At 66.6% G+C, this 16,395-nt stretch carries 19 protein-coding genes and 1 pseudogene; 13 read left to right on the top strand and 7 right to left on the bottom strand.

Going from position 1 to position 16,395, the window contains the following annotated elements:
* Positions 1 to 568, bottom strand: a 568-nt coding sequence (locus HMPREF3092_RS10805) for a hypothetical protein (RefSeq protein ID WP_070424885.1), incomplete at its 3' end; no start/stop codon positions are given.
* Positions 569 to 626: 58 nt separating this feature from the next.
* Between HMPREF3092_RS10805 and HMPREF3092_RS10800 the strand changes: the two genes are divergently transcribed.
* The gene (locus HMPREF3092_RS10800) at positions 627 to 1,166 is read left to right on the top strand and encodes a hypothetical protein (RefSeq protein ID WP_176745723.1); all 540 of its coding nucleotides are present in this window, start codon (positions 627 to 629) and stop codon (positions 1,164 to 1,166) included.
* A 369-nt stretch (positions 1,167 to 1,535) separates the two neighbouring features.
* Here the strand turns inward: HMPREF3092_RS10800 and merA are convergent, their stop codons facing one another.
* Positions 1,536 to 2,960: a mercury(II) reductase gene (gene merA, locus HMPREF3092_RS10790; RefSeq protein WP_070424883.1), complete on the bottom strand. Its 1,425-nt coding sequence runs from the start codon at positions 2,958 to 2,960 to the stop codon at positions 1,536 to 1,538.
* A 107-nt stretch (positions 2,961 to 3,067) separates the two neighbouring features.
* On the opposite strand from merA, the gene HMPREF3092_RS10785 reads away from it, so the two are divergent.
* Together HMPREF3092_RS10785 and HMPREF3092_RS10780 are read left to right on the top strand one after the other, a co-directional pair.
* Complete coding sequence (locus tag HMPREF3092_RS10785) at positions 3,068 to 3,457, top strand: heavy metal-responsive transcriptional regulator (protein ID WP_010079214.1); 390 nt, start codon at positions 3,068 to 3,070, stop codon at positions 3,455 to 3,457.
* Between the two features lie 37 nt (positions 3,458 to 3,494).
* Complete coding sequence (locus HMPREF3092_RS10780; protein ID WP_070424882.1) at positions 3,495 to 4,328, top strand: LLM class flavin-dependent oxidoreductase; 834 nt, start codon at positions 3,495 to 3,497, stop codon at positions 4,326 to 4,328.
* Between the two features lie 35 nt (positions 4,329 to 4,363).
* Here HMPREF3092_RS10780 and HMPREF3092_RS10775 read toward each other — a convergent pair whose 3' ends face one another.
* A complete protein-coding gene (locus HMPREF3092_RS10775; protein WP_070424881.1) occupies positions 4,364 to 5,197 on the bottom strand; it encodes a hypothetical protein in 834 nt (277 codons plus the stop codon).
* Positions 5,198 to 5,416: 219 nt separating this feature from the next.
* On the opposite strand from HMPREF3092_RS10775, the gene ychF reads away from it, so the two are divergent.
* From ychF to HMPREF3092_RS10760, 4 genes are read left to right on the top strand one after another with little or no spacing between them, the layout of a single operon-like run.
* A complete protein-coding gene (ychF, locus tag HMPREF3092_RS10770; RefSeq protein ID WP_070424880.1) occupies positions 5,417 to 6,520 on the top strand; it encodes a redox-regulated ATPase YchF in 1,104 nt (367 codons plus the stop codon).
* Positions 6,517 to 7,161, top strand: coding sequence for a type I restriction-modification system subunit M (locus tag HMPREF3092_RS11120; RefSeq protein WP_083274377.1), 645 nt, complete (start codon positions 6,517 to 6,519; stop codon positions 7,159 to 7,161). The genes ychF and HMPREF3092_RS11120 overlap by 4 nt, the downstream gene beginning before the upstream one ends.
* The gene (locus tag HMPREF3092_RS11115) at positions 7,121 to 8,068 is read left to right on the top strand and encodes an HsdM family class I SAM-dependent methyltransferase (protein WP_083274376.1); all 948 of its coding nucleotides are present in this window, start codon (positions 7,121 to 7,123) and stop codon (positions 8,066 to 8,068) included. Before HMPREF3092_RS11120 ends, HMPREF3092_RS11115 begins: the two co-directional genes overlap by 41 nt.
* A complete protein-coding gene (locus HMPREF3092_RS10760; RefSeq protein ID WP_070424879.1) occupies positions 8,065 to 8,694 on the top strand; it encodes a restriction endonuclease subunit S in 630 nt (209 codons plus the stop codon). Before HMPREF3092_RS11115 ends, HMPREF3092_RS10760 begins: the two co-directional genes overlap by 4 nt.
* Here the strand turns inward: HMPREF3092_RS10760 and HMPREF3092_RS10755 are convergent.
* A protein-coding gene (locus HMPREF3092_RS10755; RefSeq protein ID WP_141738027.1) for an IS3 family transposase occupies positions 8,666 to 9,954 on the bottom strand; the annotation gives its coding sequence in 2 pieces (ribosomal slippage) (positions 8,666 to 9,681 and positions 9,681 to 9,954; 1,290 coding nt in all). The two genes, HMPREF3092_RS10760 and HMPREF3092_RS10755, sit on opposite strands and share 29 nt — an antisense overlap.
* A 137-nt stretch (positions 9,955 to 10,091) precedes the next feature.
* Between HMPREF3092_RS10755 and HMPREF3092_RS10745 the strand changes: the two genes are divergently transcribed.
* Positions 10,092 to 10,451 (top strand): Cd(II)/Pb(II)-sensing metalloregulatory transcriptional regulator CmtR, encoded by a 360-nt coding sequence (locus HMPREF3092_RS10745; protein ID WP_031306889.1) that lies wholly within the window; start codon positions 10,092 to 10,094, stop codon positions 10,449 to 10,451.
* Positions 10,448 to 11,044, top strand: a complete 597-nt coding sequence (locus HMPREF3092_RS10740) for a cadmium resistance transporter (protein ID WP_070424877.1) — start codon at positions 10,448 to 10,450, stop codon at positions 11,042 to 11,044. The genes HMPREF3092_RS10745 and HMPREF3092_RS10740 overlap by 4 nt, the downstream gene beginning before the upstream one ends.
* Before the next feature lie 814 nt (positions 11,045 to 11,858).
* Here HMPREF3092_RS10740 and HMPREF3092_RS11560 read toward each other — a convergent pair.
* Positions 11,859 to 12,026, bottom strand: coding sequence for a hypothetical protein (locus tag HMPREF3092_RS11560; RefSeq protein ID WP_256174449.1), 168 nt, complete (start codon positions 12,024 to 12,026; stop codon positions 11,859 to 11,861).
* Here HMPREF3092_RS11560 and HMPREF3092_RS11615 point away from each other — a divergent pair.
* Together HMPREF3092_RS11615 and HMPREF3092_RS10730 are read left to right on the top strand one after the other, a co-directional pair.
* Positions 11,983 to 12,912, top strand: a pseudogene (locus HMPREF3092_RS11615) (copper resistance D family protein); the annotation flags it as partial. The gene HMPREF3092_RS11560 and the pseudogene HMPREF3092_RS11615 sit on opposite strands and share 44 nt — an antisense overlap.
* 67 nt (positions 12,913 to 12,979) lie before the next feature.
* Entirely contained in the window at positions 12,980 to 13,426 is a 447-nt protein-coding gene (locus tag HMPREF3092_RS10730) for a cytochrome c oxidase assembly protein (protein ID WP_370919362.1), read from the top strand.
* Positions 13,427 to 13,487: 61 nt separating this feature from the next.
* Here HMPREF3092_RS10730 and HMPREF3092_RS10725 read toward each other — a convergent pair whose 3' ends face one another.
* Positions 13,488 to 14,153 (bottom strand): copper resistance CopC family protein, encoded by a 666-nt coding sequence (locus tag HMPREF3092_RS10725; protein ID WP_083274375.1) that lies wholly within the window; start codon positions 14,151 to 14,153, stop codon positions 13,488 to 13,490.
* A gap of 166 nt (positions 14,154 to 14,319) precedes the next feature.
* Here HMPREF3092_RS10725 and HMPREF3092_RS10720 point away from each other — a divergent pair, with 166 nt between their 5' ends.
* Together HMPREF3092_RS10720 and HMPREF3092_RS10715 are read left to right on the top strand one after the other, a co-directional pair.
* On the top strand, positions 14,320 to 14,694 hold the full coding sequence (locus tag HMPREF3092_RS10720; RefSeq protein ID WP_070424874.1) for an ArsR/SmtB family transcription factor: 375 nt from the start codon (positions 14,320 to 14,322) through the stop codon (positions 14,692 to 14,694).
* A complete protein-coding gene (locus tag HMPREF3092_RS10715; protein ID WP_070424873.1) occupies positions 14,694 to 15,626 on the top strand; it encodes a cation diffusion facilitator family transporter in 933 nt (310 codons plus the stop codon). Before HMPREF3092_RS10720 ends, HMPREF3092_RS10715 begins: the two co-directional genes overlap by 1 nt.
* A gap of 99 nt (positions 15,627 to 15,725) precedes the next feature.
* On the opposite strand, the gene HMPREF3092_RS10710 is transcribed toward HMPREF3092_RS10715, so the two are convergent.
* A complete protein-coding gene (locus tag HMPREF3092_RS10710) occupies positions 15,726 to 16,328 on the bottom strand; it encodes a C40 family peptidase (RefSeq protein WP_256174455.1) in 603 nt (200 codons plus the stop codon).
* Positions 16,329 to 16,395 lie beyond the last annotated feature (67 nt).

Here is a 16,395-nt window from a genome sequence, read left to right as displayed (position 1 = left end):
CCGACCAGAGCTGACGGGCCTCCAGCTTCGCCGTTGTGGCGATGATCTTTTCGGCCGGCTCGTTCGCGGCGTCAATCTTGGCTGTTGCCACGGCCCCGGCGACGGCAGCGGCCCTCTCGATCGACTGCACAGCCTGATCCCGGGCCGTGCTGATCGCACTCGTCGCCTCAGCGCTGGCTTGGGTGATCGACTCCCGCCAGGCCTTCTGCGCACCGTTCGCGGCCCGCTCGAACTTAGCCCGGCTCTCATCGAGATGCTTGGCGGCAGCCTCGGACTTAGAGGCTGAGCCCTTCAGACTCTCCCCGTTGAGGTTCACGCTCATACCCGCGAGAGTGGACGCGATTCCGGCGAGTAGTTCGCTGTTCTCGTTCGACTCCGGCGGCGGCGACGTTGAGGTCAGCTGATGCGAGATCGCGGAGAGCTGCTTCTCCTGCTCCTCGCTGTCCACCTTCACGAACCCCGCGAGCTTCTTCTGCTGCTCGGTCAGCGTGGCGATCCTCGTATTCTGCGCCTCGACGGCGGCGAGGATCGCGAGTATCGAGAGCAGGCAGAACGAGATCGCGAGCACGCTCGGCGAGTTCGCGCGGAGTCTCAACGGCGAGAGCTTGAACGCCGCGTCGCGGAGCTTGGTCGCGGAGGCGCAGAAGAATCACGCGGCTACGGCCTCGGCGGTTGAGGGGCTCAAGGCGCAGGCCGCAGCGAACCAGAAGCTCGTGAGCCAGGTCGGCGGAGCCGTGCAGCGGATCGAGAAGCGCACCGAGGAGCGGGTCGAGAAGGCCGTCGAGCAGGTCACCGGGGAGGCCTCGGCGACGATGACGGCAAACCTCGACGCGTCGAACGAGCGGGCCGAGCGGATCATCGCCGCCACGGCGAAGCTGGAGGCCCGTCAGCTCTGGTCGGCCGCCGCCGCGATGTGCCTCGCACTCCTGCCGGTGGTCGTGGTCATCGCTGGGCTCTGGATGGGCATCGCCGGGCTCATCACGGGCGCTCAGTGGGCGCTGGACGTGGACGGTAGCGTGTGGCTCGGAATCGGGCGCTGGCTCGTGGTCGGTGTGGGCCTCGCCGGGGCCAGCTACGGGCTCTTCGCGTCCGTCCGCTGGGTCGCTGGCCTCGTGGAGACCTGGAAGGGTCGCGGGATGCCGACGTGGCCGAACTGGCGACGATGACTGGAGCCACTCGAACTACTGACCCCGGTCAGTAGTCGAACGATTGCCGCAGCAGCCGGTCGAGCGACGTCGGTGCCGCCGCAGTCGCCGGAGGACGATCGCCGCTGTGACGGCCACCCCGACTGCGATCCCGGCACCGATGAGCCAAGGGTTGCCGAGGAAACCTCCGATACCTGCGAGGGCTCCGCCCGCGGCGAGGAGAGGCAGGACGCAGCAGATCAGCAGCGGAAGCGCGCAGCATGCCAACAGGAACAAGCCCGTCCCAGCACCGACAAGCACGCCCCCGCGATGCGAGTCGTGGTCCTTATCGTCGCTCATCGTCTGTTCCTCTCCCAGCTGAGCGTTCCCCCCGATTGTCTGCGTGCGCGTTCACGCGCAGCACGACAGGAGCGACGGATCGGTGGTGAAGGCCTTGGCGGCGATCCGGATGCCCTCGGCCATGGTCAGGTAGGGGGCCCAGACGTCGGCGACCTCGGCGACCGTCTTGCCGAGCACGTGGACCCCGGCGGCGGCGAGCTCGCCGGCGTCCTTGGCGACGGCGGTGATGCCGAGAATCTTCCCGGTGTCGGCGTCCACGACGATCTTGACGAAGCCGCGGGTGTCGCGGTTGACCAGTGCGCGGGGCACGTGGTGCAGCGGCAGGACGCGGCAGTCGCAGCGGATCCCGGCGGCGACGACGTCCTTCTCGGTCATCCCGACCGCGCCGATCGCCGGGCCGGTGAACGTCACCCTCGGCAGTCGGGCGTAGTCCACGGCCCGGTCGGCGTCGGCGAACGCGTTCTCGGCGACGAGGGTGCCGTGGTGGGCGGCGACGTAGACGAACTCGGGGTGGCCGGTCACGTCGCCCGCGGCCCAGATCCGCGGGTGGGAGGACTGCATCCGGTCGGAGACGACCACCTCGCCGAGGTCCCCGGTCTCGACCCCGACCCTGTCGAGGCCGAGCCCGTCGGTGACCGGTCGTCGTCCGAGGGCGACGAGCACCTGGTCGGCGCGGAACTCCTCCCGCCCCCCGGCGACGTCCGCGGTGACGACGGCCTGCCCGGTCGCGGCGTCGCGGGACACCCGCGTCGGCAGCGCGCGGCGGACCACCCGGATGCCCTCGTCGGCGAACACCTCCTCCAGCGTCCTGGACACCTCCGGCTCCTCCTTCGACGCGAGCCGGGACCGGACCAGCACGGTGACCTGGGAGCCGAGCCGGGCGAACAGCTGCGCCTGCTCCAGGGCGACGTAGCCGCCGCCGAGCACGAGCAGGGACTCAGGGAGTTCGGTCAGCTCCATCGCCGTGGTCGAGGTCAGGTACCCGGTCTCGTCCAGGCCGTCGATCGGCGGGGCCCACGGCCGAGAGCCGGTCGCCACCAGGAAGTGCCCGGCCTCGATCGTCTCGGTGCTGCCGCCGTCCCCGGCAACCTGGAGGACCGGAGCGTCGGGGGTGCCGGCGAACGCGGCGTCGCCGCGGCGGACGGCCCACCCGTAGGAGTCGGCGACGTCGGCGTACTTCTCGCCCCGCAGCGACTCGACCAGCGCCTGCTTCCCGGCGATCAGGGCGGGCATGTCTACCGGCCCCGCCGTCGTCGCGATCCCCGGGAACCGGTCGGCGGCGTCGGCCGCGGAGTGCCGTGCGTCGGCCGCGGCGATCAGGGCCTTCGACGGCACGCAGCCGGTGTTCACGCAGGTGCCGCCCAGCGTCCCGCGCTCGATCATCACCACCGACTTGCCGAGCGTGGTCGCGCGGATCGCGGCGGCGAACGCACCACCGCCCGATCCGATGATGGCGAGGTCGTACTTCGTGGGCATCGCAGCTCCTGTCAACACTTGGTCTTCCGGTCTGTCTCAGCCATACTGGACCTTCCAGTGCAGGGGAAGGTCAAGAGGACTTCTGCCGAAAGAAGAGGGGGCCTGCGATGCGCATCGGGGAACTCGCCGAGCGGGCGGGAACGACGGCGAAGACGCTGCGGTTCTACGAGGAGCAGGGCCTGCTGCCGCCGGCCGAGCGCACGCCGTCCGGATACCGCGACTACGCGCCCGAGACGGCCGCCCGGATCGACTTCGTCCACCGCGGCCAGGCCGCGGGCCTCACCCTCGCCCAGATCCGCCAGATCCTCGACATCCGCGACGACGGCGCTGCTCCCTGCGAGCACGTGCGCGACCTCCTCGACGCACGCCTCGCCGAGATCGAGCAGCAGATCGCCCAGCTCGCCGCGCTGCGCGACACCATCACCGAGCTCAGACGCGACGCCGCGCAGCCCGACCCCGACTCGTGCAGCGCGGACCAGGTCTGCCGGTACCTGTAAACGGCAGAGCCGGTCGCACCAACGCCACAAGCCCGACATGCGCTACGAAAACCCGTTGTACCTGGCGGAGGAAGCCGCCGCGCTCGACCTCTTGTCCGATGGACGGGTGGCACTGGGAATCTCGCGCGGCTCACCAGAACCGGCTGAGCGCGGCTGGGAGGCCTTTGGCTACACGGGCTCCACCGACCCGCGCGGAGCCGATATCGCGCGCGAAAAGTTCCCACATTTCATGGCGGCGATCCGCGGTGAAGGCATGGTCGAACTTGCCAGGCAGCAATCCGGCTTCCCGCCCTCACCAGCTGATGAACACGGGCGTCTGCGCATTGAACCGCACTCACCAGGGCTTGACCGCCGCATCTGGTGGGGTGCCGGCAGCCGCGAAACAGCAGTGTGGGCCGCGCAGCAGGGCGTCAACCTCATGTCCTCGACCCTCCTGACCGAGGCCACGGGTGATTCTTTCGCACAGCTGCAGTCGGAGCAGATCGCACTGTTTCGCGATGCATGGAAAGAAGCCGGCCATGATTGGACGCCGCGCGTGTCTGTTTCACGCAGCATTTTCCCGATCGTCAACGAACTCGATGCCATGTATTTCGGCGCTCGCGGCCAGGGTGCGAACGACCAGACCGGCGTCATTGACGGTTTTCGCTCTACGTTCGGCAAGACCTACGCGGCGGAGCCAGACCAGCTGGTCGAACAGCTCAAGCAGGACACCGTGCTCATGGACGCTGACAGCGTCATGCTCACCATTCCCAGCCAGCTTGGTATTGATTACAACCTACATATTTTGGAAGCTTTCGCCACACACGTTGCGCCTGAACTCGGTTGGCAGCCGGCTTGGCAGGGCCCTACGGAGGGTTATCCCGTCAGCTGATCTGGGCAAGCCCGTCGGGCCAAGGGAGACCGCGGTCAGGCGGGGGAGTGGGGTGACTGTGGCGGCACCTCGTCAGCGGGGCCCGTAGGCCGCTGCCCAGCAGCAGGCGGCTTGCTGCCGCGCTGGGTGAAGAACTCAACCACGAGCAGACCGCCCCCGGCAATCAAAACCAGCGACATCAGGACCAAGAGGCCAAGACCCACGTGCGGGAACATGCCGGAGAAGACATAGGGAAGTCGGGCCAAAACGTTGAAGAAGCCCAGCAGGCCCGCCAGCGCACCCGCACCGCCGGTGATCACTTTGAGGATGGGCTTCTTCGTGATGATCGCAGCGATGGAGGTTCCGATTGTGCCCAGGCTCAGCAGCATGATGAGGATGCCGGCGAAGGCTCGACCGGACACCATGACCGAGAACGAAAAGAAGTCCAGGGTGCCGTGGTCGCCCAGTATGCCGATCATGACGAACGGCAAAAACATGCTGATGATCGCAAGGAGTGCTGCGGCTGGCAGACCAAAGGTCGCCCAGCGTGCAAAGGTGCCGATCTTGCCGCTGCCCTGGGCGCCGTGCTTGTTGAGGAAGTCCTGTGCTTCTGCGCTGGAGCGTTCAACCGTTGGTGCGACGTGGGTGGTGTAGGCGTCTTTCGCGCTGGCGCTGAAGTTGCGGAAGCCGGAGCTGAGCTGCTCGCCGAACTGCTCGAAGGACTGGTGCTGATCGTTGTGGATCTCGCCGCGGTCAAGGGCGGCTCGGTACTCCTCGACCGTCGGCGGCCGGCCCTGGGAGGTGCGGAAAGCCTGAGCCCATTCTTCGGGGGTGGGCTTGCGGTTCGGCTGCTGAGGATCAGTGGGGTCGGTGTGCTCGGCAGGTGCCACGGGGTTCCTTCCGTGCGGTGTCGGCGGGTCTGAGCGCAGCTCGTCACAGTGAGCTGATCTGCTCAGCTTATGGATGCAATGCGGCGTGCAGGAGGACATCGGCTGAACAAGTCCGCACAGAAAGCTGAAAGTGCGGGCGGATGGTGGTGGGACGGCCGAGTTTCCTCACGTGGCACGCCCGGAGGCGACCGTGAGCCGGTCGCGGGCTAAAATGTCCGCGTGGCTTTGACTATTGGAATTGTGGGACTGCCCAATGTGGGCAAGTCGACCCTGTTTAACGCTTTGACCCGTGCTGAAGTTCTCGCGGCGAACTACCCGTTCGCAACGATTGACCCGAACGTGGGTGTTGTTCCGCTGCCCGACCCGCGGCTGAACCGCCTGTCGGAGATCTTCGGTTCCGAGAAGATCCTGCCGGCGACCGTGAGCTTCGTGGACATTGCGGGCATCGTCAAGGGCGCCTCGGAAGGTGAGGGACTGGGGAATAAGTTTCTGGCCAATATTCGCGAAGCCGATGCCATCTGCCAGGTGACCCGCGCCTTCTCCGACCCGGATGTCACCCGGGTTGAAGGCTCAGAGACCCCGGCCGGTGACCTCGACACGATTTCGACTGAGCTGATTCTGGCTGACCTGCAGACGCTGGAGAACGCCCGTCCGCGCATCGAAAAGGACGTCAAGCGCAAGCTCATTGACGGAGCGGTGCTCGAGGCCATGGACGAGGCCGCGGCTCTTCTTGAGGACGGCACCACTCTGTTCCAGGGAGCAGAGGAGGCCGGGATTGATGTTTCGCTGCTGAGTGAGCTGCAGCTCATGACGGCTAAGCCCTTCATCTATGTGTTCAACACTGATGAAGAGGGCCTGGCTGATGAGGACATGCAGAAGCAGCTGCGTGAACTCGTGGCCCCGGCTGAGGCGATTTTCCTCGATGCGAAGTTCGAAGCCGAACTCATTGAGCTTGATCTTGAAGAAGCTGCCGAAATGCTTGAATCCACCGGTCAGGACGAGCCTGGTCTGGACAAGCTGGCTCGCGTTGGCTTCGACACTCTCGGTCTGCAGACGTACCTGACTGCCGGGCCGAAGGAGGCTCGTGCGTGGACTATCCGCAAGGGCTGGACCGCTCCCGAGGCGGCAGGTGTCATCCACACCGACTTCCAGAAGGGCTTCATCAAGGCTGAGATCGTGTCCTTTGAGGACCTCGATGAACTGGGATCCATGAACGAGGCGAAAGCTGCCGGCAAGGTCCGTATGGAAGGCAAGGACTACGTCATGGCTGACGGCGACGTCGTGGAGTTCCGTAGCGGATTAACCTCTGGTGGCAAGAAGTGAAGACAGTCGATCTCGCCAAAGTTCGAGCGACTCTATGGGCTGCTGCCGACGAACTACGCGCCAACTCCAAGCTCACCCCGGTCCAGTATCGCGACCCCGTCCTGGGGCTCGTCTTCCTCGCGTACGCAGAGAGCCGCTTTGAGGCTGTCCGAGCGGAGATTGAGGCGAGGGCCAGTGCTCGGAACCCAACGACGGTCGCCGACTACAAGGCCAGGTCGGTGCTTTATGTCCCCGACGAGTCGCGGCTGTCCAGCTTAGTAGACCTGCCCGAAGGTGAAGATGTCGGCAAGGCCACCGACGAGGCGATCAAGGCCATCGAGGCCGCCAACCCGGAGCTCAAGGATGTCCTGCCGCGGGGCTACCAAAAGCTCGAGCGTTCGACCCTGATCGAGCTGCTTCGACTCTTCGCACCGCTCCCCACCCAGCTCGAGGGCGATGCCTTCGGATTTATCTACGAGGACTTCCTGTCCAACTTCGCCGCGCAGGAAGGGAGGGGCGGTGGCGAGTACTTCACCCCGTACTCCATCGTCCGGCTCATCGTTGAGATCCTCGAGCCCTTCCACGGGCGCGTGTTCGACCCCGCCTGCGGCTCGGGGGGGCATGTTCGTCCAGTGTGCGAAGTTCGTCGAGCGCCACAATGAGTCGGCCAGCCGCAAGCTCTCGGTCTTCGGCGCGGAGAAGACCGACGACACTGTGCCGCTGGCCAAGATGAACCTGGCGCTGCACGGGCTGTCCGGGGATATCCGGCAGGCCAACAGCTACTACGAGGACCCGCACAGCGCCGTGGGTGCCTTCGACTACGTGATGGCCAACCCGCCCTTCAACGTCGACAAGATCAAGAAGGACCAGCTCGCCGGTGACAGGCGGTTCCCGTTCGGCCTGCCCCGGGCCGACAACGGCAACTTCCTGTGGATCCAGCAGTTCTACGCTGCGCTGTCCCCGAAGGGCCGTGCCGGCTTCGTCATGGCTAACTCCGCCGGCGACGCGGGCCACACAGAGAAGGACATCCGCAAGCAGCTGATCGAGTCCGGCACCGTCGACGTGATGGTCGCGATCAGTTCCAACTTCTTCTACACCGTCACCCTGCCGGTGACGCTGTGGTTCCTCGACAAGGCCAAGGTGGGCACGCCACGCGAGGACACGGTGCTCTTCGTTGACGCCCGGCACATCTTCCGCCAGATCGATCGCGCGCACCGTGACTTCACGGCCCAGCAGATCGAGTTCCTGGCGAATGTCGTGCGGCTCTACCGCGGCGAGGACGTCGAGACCAAGGAGGGTAGCGACTCCCTACTCGCGGAGAACTTCCCCGACGGCACGTACGTCGACGTCGCCGGCCTTTGCAAGGTCGCCACCCGGGCGGAGATCGAAGCACAAGGCTGGAGCCTGAACCCCGGCCGCTACACCGGCACCGCTGCAGTCGACGAGCGTGAAGTCGACTTCATAGGCGACCTTGCGGCGCTGTACGAGGAGTTCACGATGCTGAGCGACGAGGCTGATGTCCTGCGTTCGAAGGTCGATGCTGCGGTTCAAAGGATCTTCGACGTATGAGCGGCTGGCGAGACGTCACGCTTGGCGACGTTTGTGAGCTAAAGCGTGGCTACGACCTGCCGAACGGTTCGCGCAAGGACGGGCGGATTCCGGTTGTTTCATCCTCTGGTCCCACGGGACGGCATGACGAGGCGAAGGTCTCAGCGCCCGGTGTCGTGACTGGCCGATACGGAACGCTCGGCCAAGTGTTCTACCTAGCGGAGGACTTTTGGCCGCTGAACACGTCGCTCTACGTGCGCGACTTTAAGGGAAACGATCCCCGGTTCGTCGCGGTGTTGCTCCGGTCGCTGGACTTGGCACGTTACGACGGGGCGGCCGCTGTGCCAGGCCTCAATCGGAACCACTTGCACACGCTTCCGGTCCGCGTCCCGGATCTCCCAGTGCAATCGGTGATCGCCCAAGTCAATCGAGTCTTCGACGACCTGATCGAGAACAACCGGCGGCGGGTGGAGGTGCTGGAGGAGATGGCGCGGGCCATCTACCGTGAGTGGTTCGTGAAGTTCCGCTTTCCTGGCCACGAACACGCGCCCATGGTCGACTCCGCGCTCGGCCCGATTCCTGAGGGGTGGGAGGTGAATCGGCCCAGGTTCTCTGCCGCTACTTTGTGGGTGCAGGTTCTCGGGTGAGGGCCTCGTTGTGCAGCGTCTCGAACTCTATCGGGGTGAGCATCCCGAGGGAGCCGTGGAGGCGGCGGTTGTTGTACCAGTCGACCCAGCCGGCGGTCGCGAACTCGACGTCCGCGAGGGTCCGGTAGGGGCCGGCGTGGAAGACGGTGGTGCGGATGCACTCGGTCTTGTAGAGCCCGTTGATCGTCTCCATCAGCGCGTTGTCCAAGGCGTCGCCGACGGTCCCGATCGACGGGGCGATGCCCTCGAGGGCGAGATGCTCGGTCAGTCGAATGGCGGTGTACTGAGTCCCAGCGTCGCTGTGATGGATCAAGTTCCCTGGTGAGACCGGGTTTCCTTCCCTCTCGCGGTTCCACAGCGCGATGCGCAGCGGGGTCATGACCAGGTCGACCTGCTTCGAGGTGGAGGCGTGCCAGCCGACGATCCGCTGGGCGAACACATCCACGACGAACGCGACGTAGACGAACCCCGCCCAGGTGCGGACGTAGGTGAAGTCGGTGACCCAGACCCGGTTCGGAGCAGGGGCGGTGAAATCGCGATTCAGCAGGTCACCGGCCCGTTTCCCGTCCGGGCCGGGGATCGTGGTGCGGACCTTCTTCACCCGCCGGATGCCCTCAAGACCGAGGGTCCGCATCGCCCGGTCCACCGCCCCGCGGGAGGTGCCGGCCAGGCCTTCCTGGCGGCGGAGCAGCGCGACCCACTTCCTACGTCCGTAGAGTCCCTCGGGCGTCATCTGGACCTGCCCGGTGGCGGGGTTGATGGTCCGGGCGAGGTCGCGGATCTTGTCCTCGACCAGGGCGTCTGTGACGGTGCGGGCCGCGATGCTGGCCGGATTCTTCCAGGCCCGGTAGGTGCGTGCAGCGATCGTCAGGCCCTGCTGACGCAGGACGCGGAGGATCGGCTCGACTGCATAGCCCTCGGCTCTCATATCGTCGATGAACGCGCAGATCAGCGGTTGCGGGGGTCGAGCTCCCCCGCAAAGAAAATCGAGGCGCGGCGCAGGATCTCATTGTCCTCCCGCAGCCGCTTGTTCTCGGCCTTCAGGCGCTTGACCTCGGCAGACTCCTCGGTCGTGATGCCGGGGCGGGTCCCGTCGTCGACCTCGGCCTGCGCGAGCCAGCGCCGCACGGACTCGCGCGAGACACCTTCCTGGCGAGCCACCGCGGTGACTGCGGCGGTCAAGGTGGGGTACTCCTGGAGGTGCTCCCTGACGAACCGCACGCACCTCGCGCGCAGCTGGGGATCGATCTTCTTCGGCATGCTGTCCATCCTTCCGGACTCAAACAGCAGCGGCATCAAACCCGGGCCGATTCAGGGTTTTCTTTGGCAGGGAGCGGGTGAGGGATCGCCTCGCCGCCGTCGACACACTGTTCAGTTTTCGGTATACAGTTCAGTGCATGCTGACTATAGCTTCTCGTCTCGATGTGATGAACCGGTTGGGTCGCGCGCTGGCCGACCCGACCAGGTCCCGGATTATCCTGGCTCTGCTCGATGGGTCCGCGTATCCGGCGGAGCTGGCCCGAGATCTGGAGCTGACACGTTCCAACGTGTCCAACCACCTCGCATGCCTACGCGATTGCGGGATCGTGGTCGCCGAGCCCGAGGGTCGTCGGACACGGTATGAGATCGCCGATTCCCACCTGGCGCAGGCCCTGACCGCGCTGGTCGACGCCACCCTCGCGGTGGACGAAGACGCCCCCTGCATCGATCCCGCCTGCACTGTTCCCGGATGCGACGTAGCAGGGGAGGGCGCATGATGCTCGCCTCGGTCCTGCAGGCGATGGGCCTGTTCGTGGCGACCAACATCGACGACGTCATCGTGCTCTCCCTCTTTTTTGCCCGAGGCGTGGGCCAGCGTGGCACTACCGCCCGCATTCTGGCCGGGCAGTACCTCGGGTTCGTCGGCATCCTCGGTGCCGCTGTCCTGGTGACCCTCGGCGCCGGAGCCTTCCTGCCCTCGGCAGCCATCCCGTACTTCGGTCTCATCCCTCTGGGCCTCGGTCTCTGGGCGGCGTGGCAGGCCTGGCGCGGAGACGATGACGACGACGACGCCAAGATTGCCGGTAAGAAGGTCGGCGTGTGGACGGTCGCGGGCGTCACCTTCGCCAACGGCGGCGACAACATCGGCGTGTACACCCCCGTCTTCCTGAGCGTGGAGCCCCTCGCAGTGGTCGCCTACTGCATCGTCTTCCTCGCACTCGTCGCGGTCCTAGTGGTGCTTGCCAAGTTCGTCGCCACCCGCCCACCGATCGCCGAAGTCCTCGAACGCTGGGAGCACATCCTCTTCCCCGTCGTGCTCATCGGTCTCGGCATCGTGATCCTCGTCAGCGGCGGCGCCTTCGGCCTCTGACTCGGCCAAAGCGAACTCAGGTCCCGGGCTCGGCAGATCAGTCTCGGATCCTGGACTCGGGACGCTTCGTCACGTCGGCGTCGGGTGAGCGTGGGCCGGATCTGAGCTCCGACGAGCTCCTACCGTTCCACGGGGAGGGCTTGCTCATGGTGAGTTCGTCTGAGTTCCAGGGCGCGCTGGTCGATGGCTAGCCTGACCGGGGCTAGTGGAGTAGCTGGCGCAACGGTGAACGGGAGACAGGACAGCATGAGGATGATCGGTACGCCCCGGGGGCTTGCCCATGCGGCGAACGCAACGACCGCAGAGACGGTCGTCTCGCCGGTACGCGCAGCGGGCGCCGAGACGCGCTGCGGGGTGACCTGGTGACCTCGACGCGCACCAGGATTCTCGTCGTAGGTGCTGCGGTGCCGTGGGCTCTGCTGTGGACGGTGATCGCGGCCGCTATGGCGGGAGCACCGGTCTCGATGGAGCTGATCGATGCGGGCCCGGTGGTGCGGTGGGGATTGCCGATCGTCGATGTCCTTGGTGATCTGTTCGGTGCCGCTACCGTGGCGTGCCTCGTGCTGGCGCTCGTCGTGTTGCCCCGCCGTGCGGAACCGTCCGCGTCGGAGGCTGGTCAGGATCACGCTGCTGTCTCTCGATTCCATCCGGCGTACGAGCGGACGCTCGATATCGGTATGGGCCTGGCAATGGTGTGGTCGATGCTGCTGGTCGTCCGGATGGTCCTCGGCTATGCCTTGGCGGCTGGCCAGGCACCCTTCTCCCCGCGGTTCGGCTCCGATCTCCTGATGTACATCACACGGCTTGAGCTCGGTCAATACCAGCTTGCCGGGGCGGTGTTCGTCGCCGCTGCCTCGACCATGCTGATCGTCGTGAGGTCCCGTACGGGGCTGCTGATCTCGCTGAGTCTGGTGTTCGCGGCGTTGGTGACGAAGTCGATGACGGGCCACGCCTCGGGGCAGACCCCCCATGAGGCGGCCACGAGCGCGATGATCGTGCACCTCGTGGCTGCCGGAGTGTGGCTGGGTGGGCTCGCGCTGCTCGTGCTGGTTGCGGGCCGGCTCGGAGCACGACTGAGGGATGTCGCCGAACGGTTCAGCGTCCTGGCGCTTGCTTGTTATGGGGCGTTGGCCGCCAGCGGTATCGCCTCTGCCCTGGTCCGGCTCTCCGCGCCTCTGGACCTTGTGACCACCGCGTACGGGTGGATGCTCGTGCTGAAGACGGTGCTGCTGGTGCTGCTGGGTGGCGCTGGCTGGTGGCAGCGCCGACGGGTACTGGGCCGGCTGCGGGACTCGGATCGCCGGAGAGACTTCCTGTGGCTCGCCGCGGGGGAAGTCTTCCTGATCGCGGCGGCGACCGGACTCGCTGCCGCACTGTCGAACACGGCGCCTCCGGTGCCGGACGAGCCTGAGCCGGTCACCTCGACGGCTGAGGCGCTGACCGACTATCCACTGCCTGCTCCGCCTGAGCTGGCGACGCTGCTGACGACCTGGCGTGTGGACGTCGCCGGAATGGCACTCGCCCTCGGTCTCGCGGTCATCTACCTCTGGGTGCACCTGCGCCGCCCGTTGACGGGCACTGGCGGGCGACGCTGGCCCGTGGCCAGGACTTCGGCGTGGGTAGCGGGATGCGTGGTCATCTTTTGGGTGACGAACGGGGCACCGGGCGTGTACGCGCCGGTGCAGTTCTCCGTGCACCTGAGCCAGCACGCGCTGCTTGCTCTGGTGGCAGTGCCTCTACTGTTTGCCGGGCGTTTCGGTGATCTCGTGCGGGATCGGATCGCTCCTCGGTCGGACGGTTCGGCGGGACTGCGCGAGCTCGTCGACTGGAAGCCTCGCTCCCGTGCGGGTCGGTGGCTCGCCCCACCCCAGATGAGAACGCCCAGACACTGTGCCTCGCTCCCGTGCGGGTCGGTGGCTCGCTCACCCGGCGGTGTTGGCGCTGCTCGGCGCGGCGGGATTTGCAGCGATCTACCTGACCCCGGCGCTCGGCGCGGGGTTGCATACCGCGCCCGGCCGACTGGTCGTGCTTACTGCCGCTGTGGTGGCCGGTGCTGCTGTGGCGCTGCCGTTCCAGGGCAGGGGGCTGGGTGGTGGCATGGTTGCTGGGCGGGAGCGCTGGGTGGCCCTGGTTGTGGGGGCCGGCTTTCTTGCTGGGCTGGCGCTTCTGCTGGTGCTGGCGCTCCCGGTCGTGGAGCCCGAGTGGTTCGCAGTCATGGGGCGGACCTGGGGCGCCGATGCGCTCGGGGATCAAAGGCTTGGTGGCTGGATCCTGCTTGCGCTGGTTCTGACGCTGGCAGTCCTGCACGGGGCGTTCATCTCGCGATCGCGACGGAGCAGCGAAGGACTCTCCGTAGGTCGTTCCGCCTCAGCGCGGCACTGAGCCGGTTCTGTTGCCCGCCCCGGCGTGCCGTAACACGTTGTCTTGATCGGGTTCGTGATGGTCAGTCGGTGTCGTCACCGGAACTGCGGCGCATGCGGATGATGATCGCGCCGATGGCGGCGAGCAGCAGGAGCAGGGCGAGGCCGCCGAGGATCATACCGAGGGGCAGGCCGCCCTCGCTCTGCGGAGCCTCCGTCTTCTCGGCAGCGGTGGCTTCCGTGCTCGGTTCGTCCGTCCCGGCGGTCAGCTCCTCGCTCTCCTTCTGCTCCTCCGATCCGGAGTCTGCTGTGGCCGTGGCCTCGGCGCCGACTGTGACCGTGAAGTCGACTGTGCCCTCGATCGGATGACCGTCCGAGGAGACGACACGCCACAAGACCTGATAGTCATCGGCGGGCAGCGGCGGCAGGTCGATCGTGGCCGTGTTGCCGGACACGGTGGGCGTCTCGGTGAAGATCTCCTCGCCGGCGGAGGTGGTCAGTCGTACGGCCGGAGAGAGGTTGAGAACCTCGTCGCTGTAGGTGAGCTCGAGCGCCTCGGGAGCCTGCTCGAAGCTCTCGCCCGTTGCCGGGCTCGACGAGATCAGAGTGTCGTGTGCCGACGCTGCGGGCAACAGCGCGGGCGCCGCCAGTGGCATCAGTACGGCGGCGAGCAGCCCGATCAGGCTGGCCAGCATGATCCGCACCGCCACCCCGCTGGTTCCGCGCGCAACCGTCGTATCCACCGTCATGAACGTCTCCTCCTCAGGTGACCCCTCGTGCGGGCCTGTTTGTCCCCGTGACCGGCGCACATCGAGTGTAGCGACGTGCCACGAGCGACCCCTTCGCTCATCACCCAGGATCGACTCGTCCCGCCCCACCCCTCCACAGAACCCCAAAGAGCGATATCATCGCCATATGACGATTGATACGATCCCGGCCGAGCCTCAGTTCGAGGTGGCAGACAGCCATGCCGTGCTCTTCCATGCCCTCGCCGAACCCACACGCTTGGCTCTCCTCCAACACCTCTCGACCGGTGAGCACCGAGTTCGCGACCTTGTCGAACACATGCACCTTGCCCAGTCGACCGTCAGCAAGCATCTCTCGTGCCTGCGCGACTGCGGCCTGGTCACCGCGCGCACCGAAGGCCGCGCATCCTGGTTCGCCCTCGCCGATCTGCCCCGACTGAGCGACCTGCTCGAGGTGGCGGACGACCTGCTCGACACCTCCGGGACCACCCTGTCCCTGAAGAACCACCGCGATCACGAGAACCTCGAGGACGGGGACCTCTGATGAACTCTGGACACGACCATTCGCACGGCGGTAGCGGATCGAGCACGGCCCGGACGCGACTCGCCATCGCCTTCGCGATCACCTTCGTCATCGTGCTCGCACAAGCAGTCGGGAGCGTCGTCACCGGCAGTCTTGCTCTGCTCACGGACACGGCGCACGCCCTCGTCGACGCCTCCGGACTGCTGGTCGCGCTGATCGCGGCGACCATGATGCTGCGCCCGGCCAGCAGCAGCCGGACCTGGGGGTTCGCTCGCATCGAGGTACTGGCAGCCTTGGCCCAGGCCACGCTCCTGATCGTGGTCGGCACCTACACCGCCGTCGAGGGCATTTCGCGACTGACGGACCCCCCGGACGTTCCCTCGGGTGAGCTGCTCATCTTCGGTGCGATCGGGCTGGTCGCGAACATCGCCGCGATCCTCATCCTGGCCGGAGGCAAGGATTCGAGCCTGAACATGCGTGCCGCGTTCCTCGAGGTCCTCAATGACGCTCTCGGTTCGCTCGGCGTGATCACTGCCGCGATCGTGATCCAGGTGACCGGGTTCCAGCAGGCTGATGCGCTGGCCGGTTTGTTCATCGCCGCGTTGATCGTGCCTCGGGCGTTCCGCATCATGGCCGAGACGCTGCGGATCCTCATGGAGTTCACCCCGAAGGGTGTGGATCTCGATCAGGTGCGTGAGCACATCCTCGCGCTCGACCACGTCCAGGACGTCCACGACCTGCACGCCTCTGCGATCGGGAGCAATCTGCCGATCTTCTCTGCGCACGTCGTCGTCGGGGAGGAGTGCTTCGAATCGGCCCATGCACTGCGGATCCTCGAAGAGGTCCATGTCTGCGTCAGGACGCACTTCCCGATAGCGTTCGAGCACGCCACGATCCAACTGGAGAGCCCGTCCGTGCATCGAGGCGAATCCGAGCGCACCCTGCACACGTAGCCTGCACCGATCCGCACGTCCCCTGGCCGCAGGGGAGCGCGACAAAGCGGCGCGCATCCCACTCGGGGGTGGGGTGCGCGCCGCGGGTAGTCGCTGGGCTCAGCGGAAGGAGACGAAGGTGGGGTTGCCCCAGATGGTGCGCTCGGTGACAGCGCCGGGAGAGCGTCCTGCATCGACGACCTTGTCGCCGCCGGCGAAGATGCCCATGTGGCCGGGCCACACGACGAGGTCGCCGGGCTGGGCCTCGGACTTGGAGATCTGGGTGCCGGCGTCGACCTGCTGGCCGGAGGTGCGCGGAAGGTCGATGCCGACCTGCTTGTAGGCGTACTGGGTCAGGCCGGAGCAGTCGAAGCTCACGCCCGGGTTGCTCGAGCCCCAGGAGTAGGCGGCGCCCATCTGGGTCCGTGTGGCGTCGACGATCGCCTGCCCGGTGCTGCTCGAGGAGGATGCGGGCGCAGGAACTGACGCACCACCACCGCCGACACTGGGAGCCGAACCGTTCAGGGAGCCGCGCGTCTCGGGGCCCACCACGCCATCGACCTGCAGGTCGTTGGCCTGCTGGTAGTCCTTCACCGCGCCATGGGTACGCGGGCCGAACTTCCCGTCGACGGCGAGTGAGGCTCCCTCATCGTTCAGTGCGGACTGGAGCTGCTCGACCGAGGCTCCCTGGGATCCCCAGCGAAGCTTCTCGGAGGAGTGCAGCGCCTGCGCCGGCGCAACGGGCGCGGCGGCCTGCGTGACCGCGGACGGCGCGGCGGCCGGAGCTGCG

This window comes from Brevibacterium sp. HMSC24B04, assembly GCF_001806835.1.
Lineage (GTDB): Bacteria > Actinomycetota > Actinomycetes > Actinomycetales > Brevibacteriaceae > Brevibacterium > Brevibacterium ravenspurgense.
The sequence above is the reverse complement of the archived record's forward strand: the minus strand, read 5'-3'. Positions and strand labels throughout refer to the sequence as shown.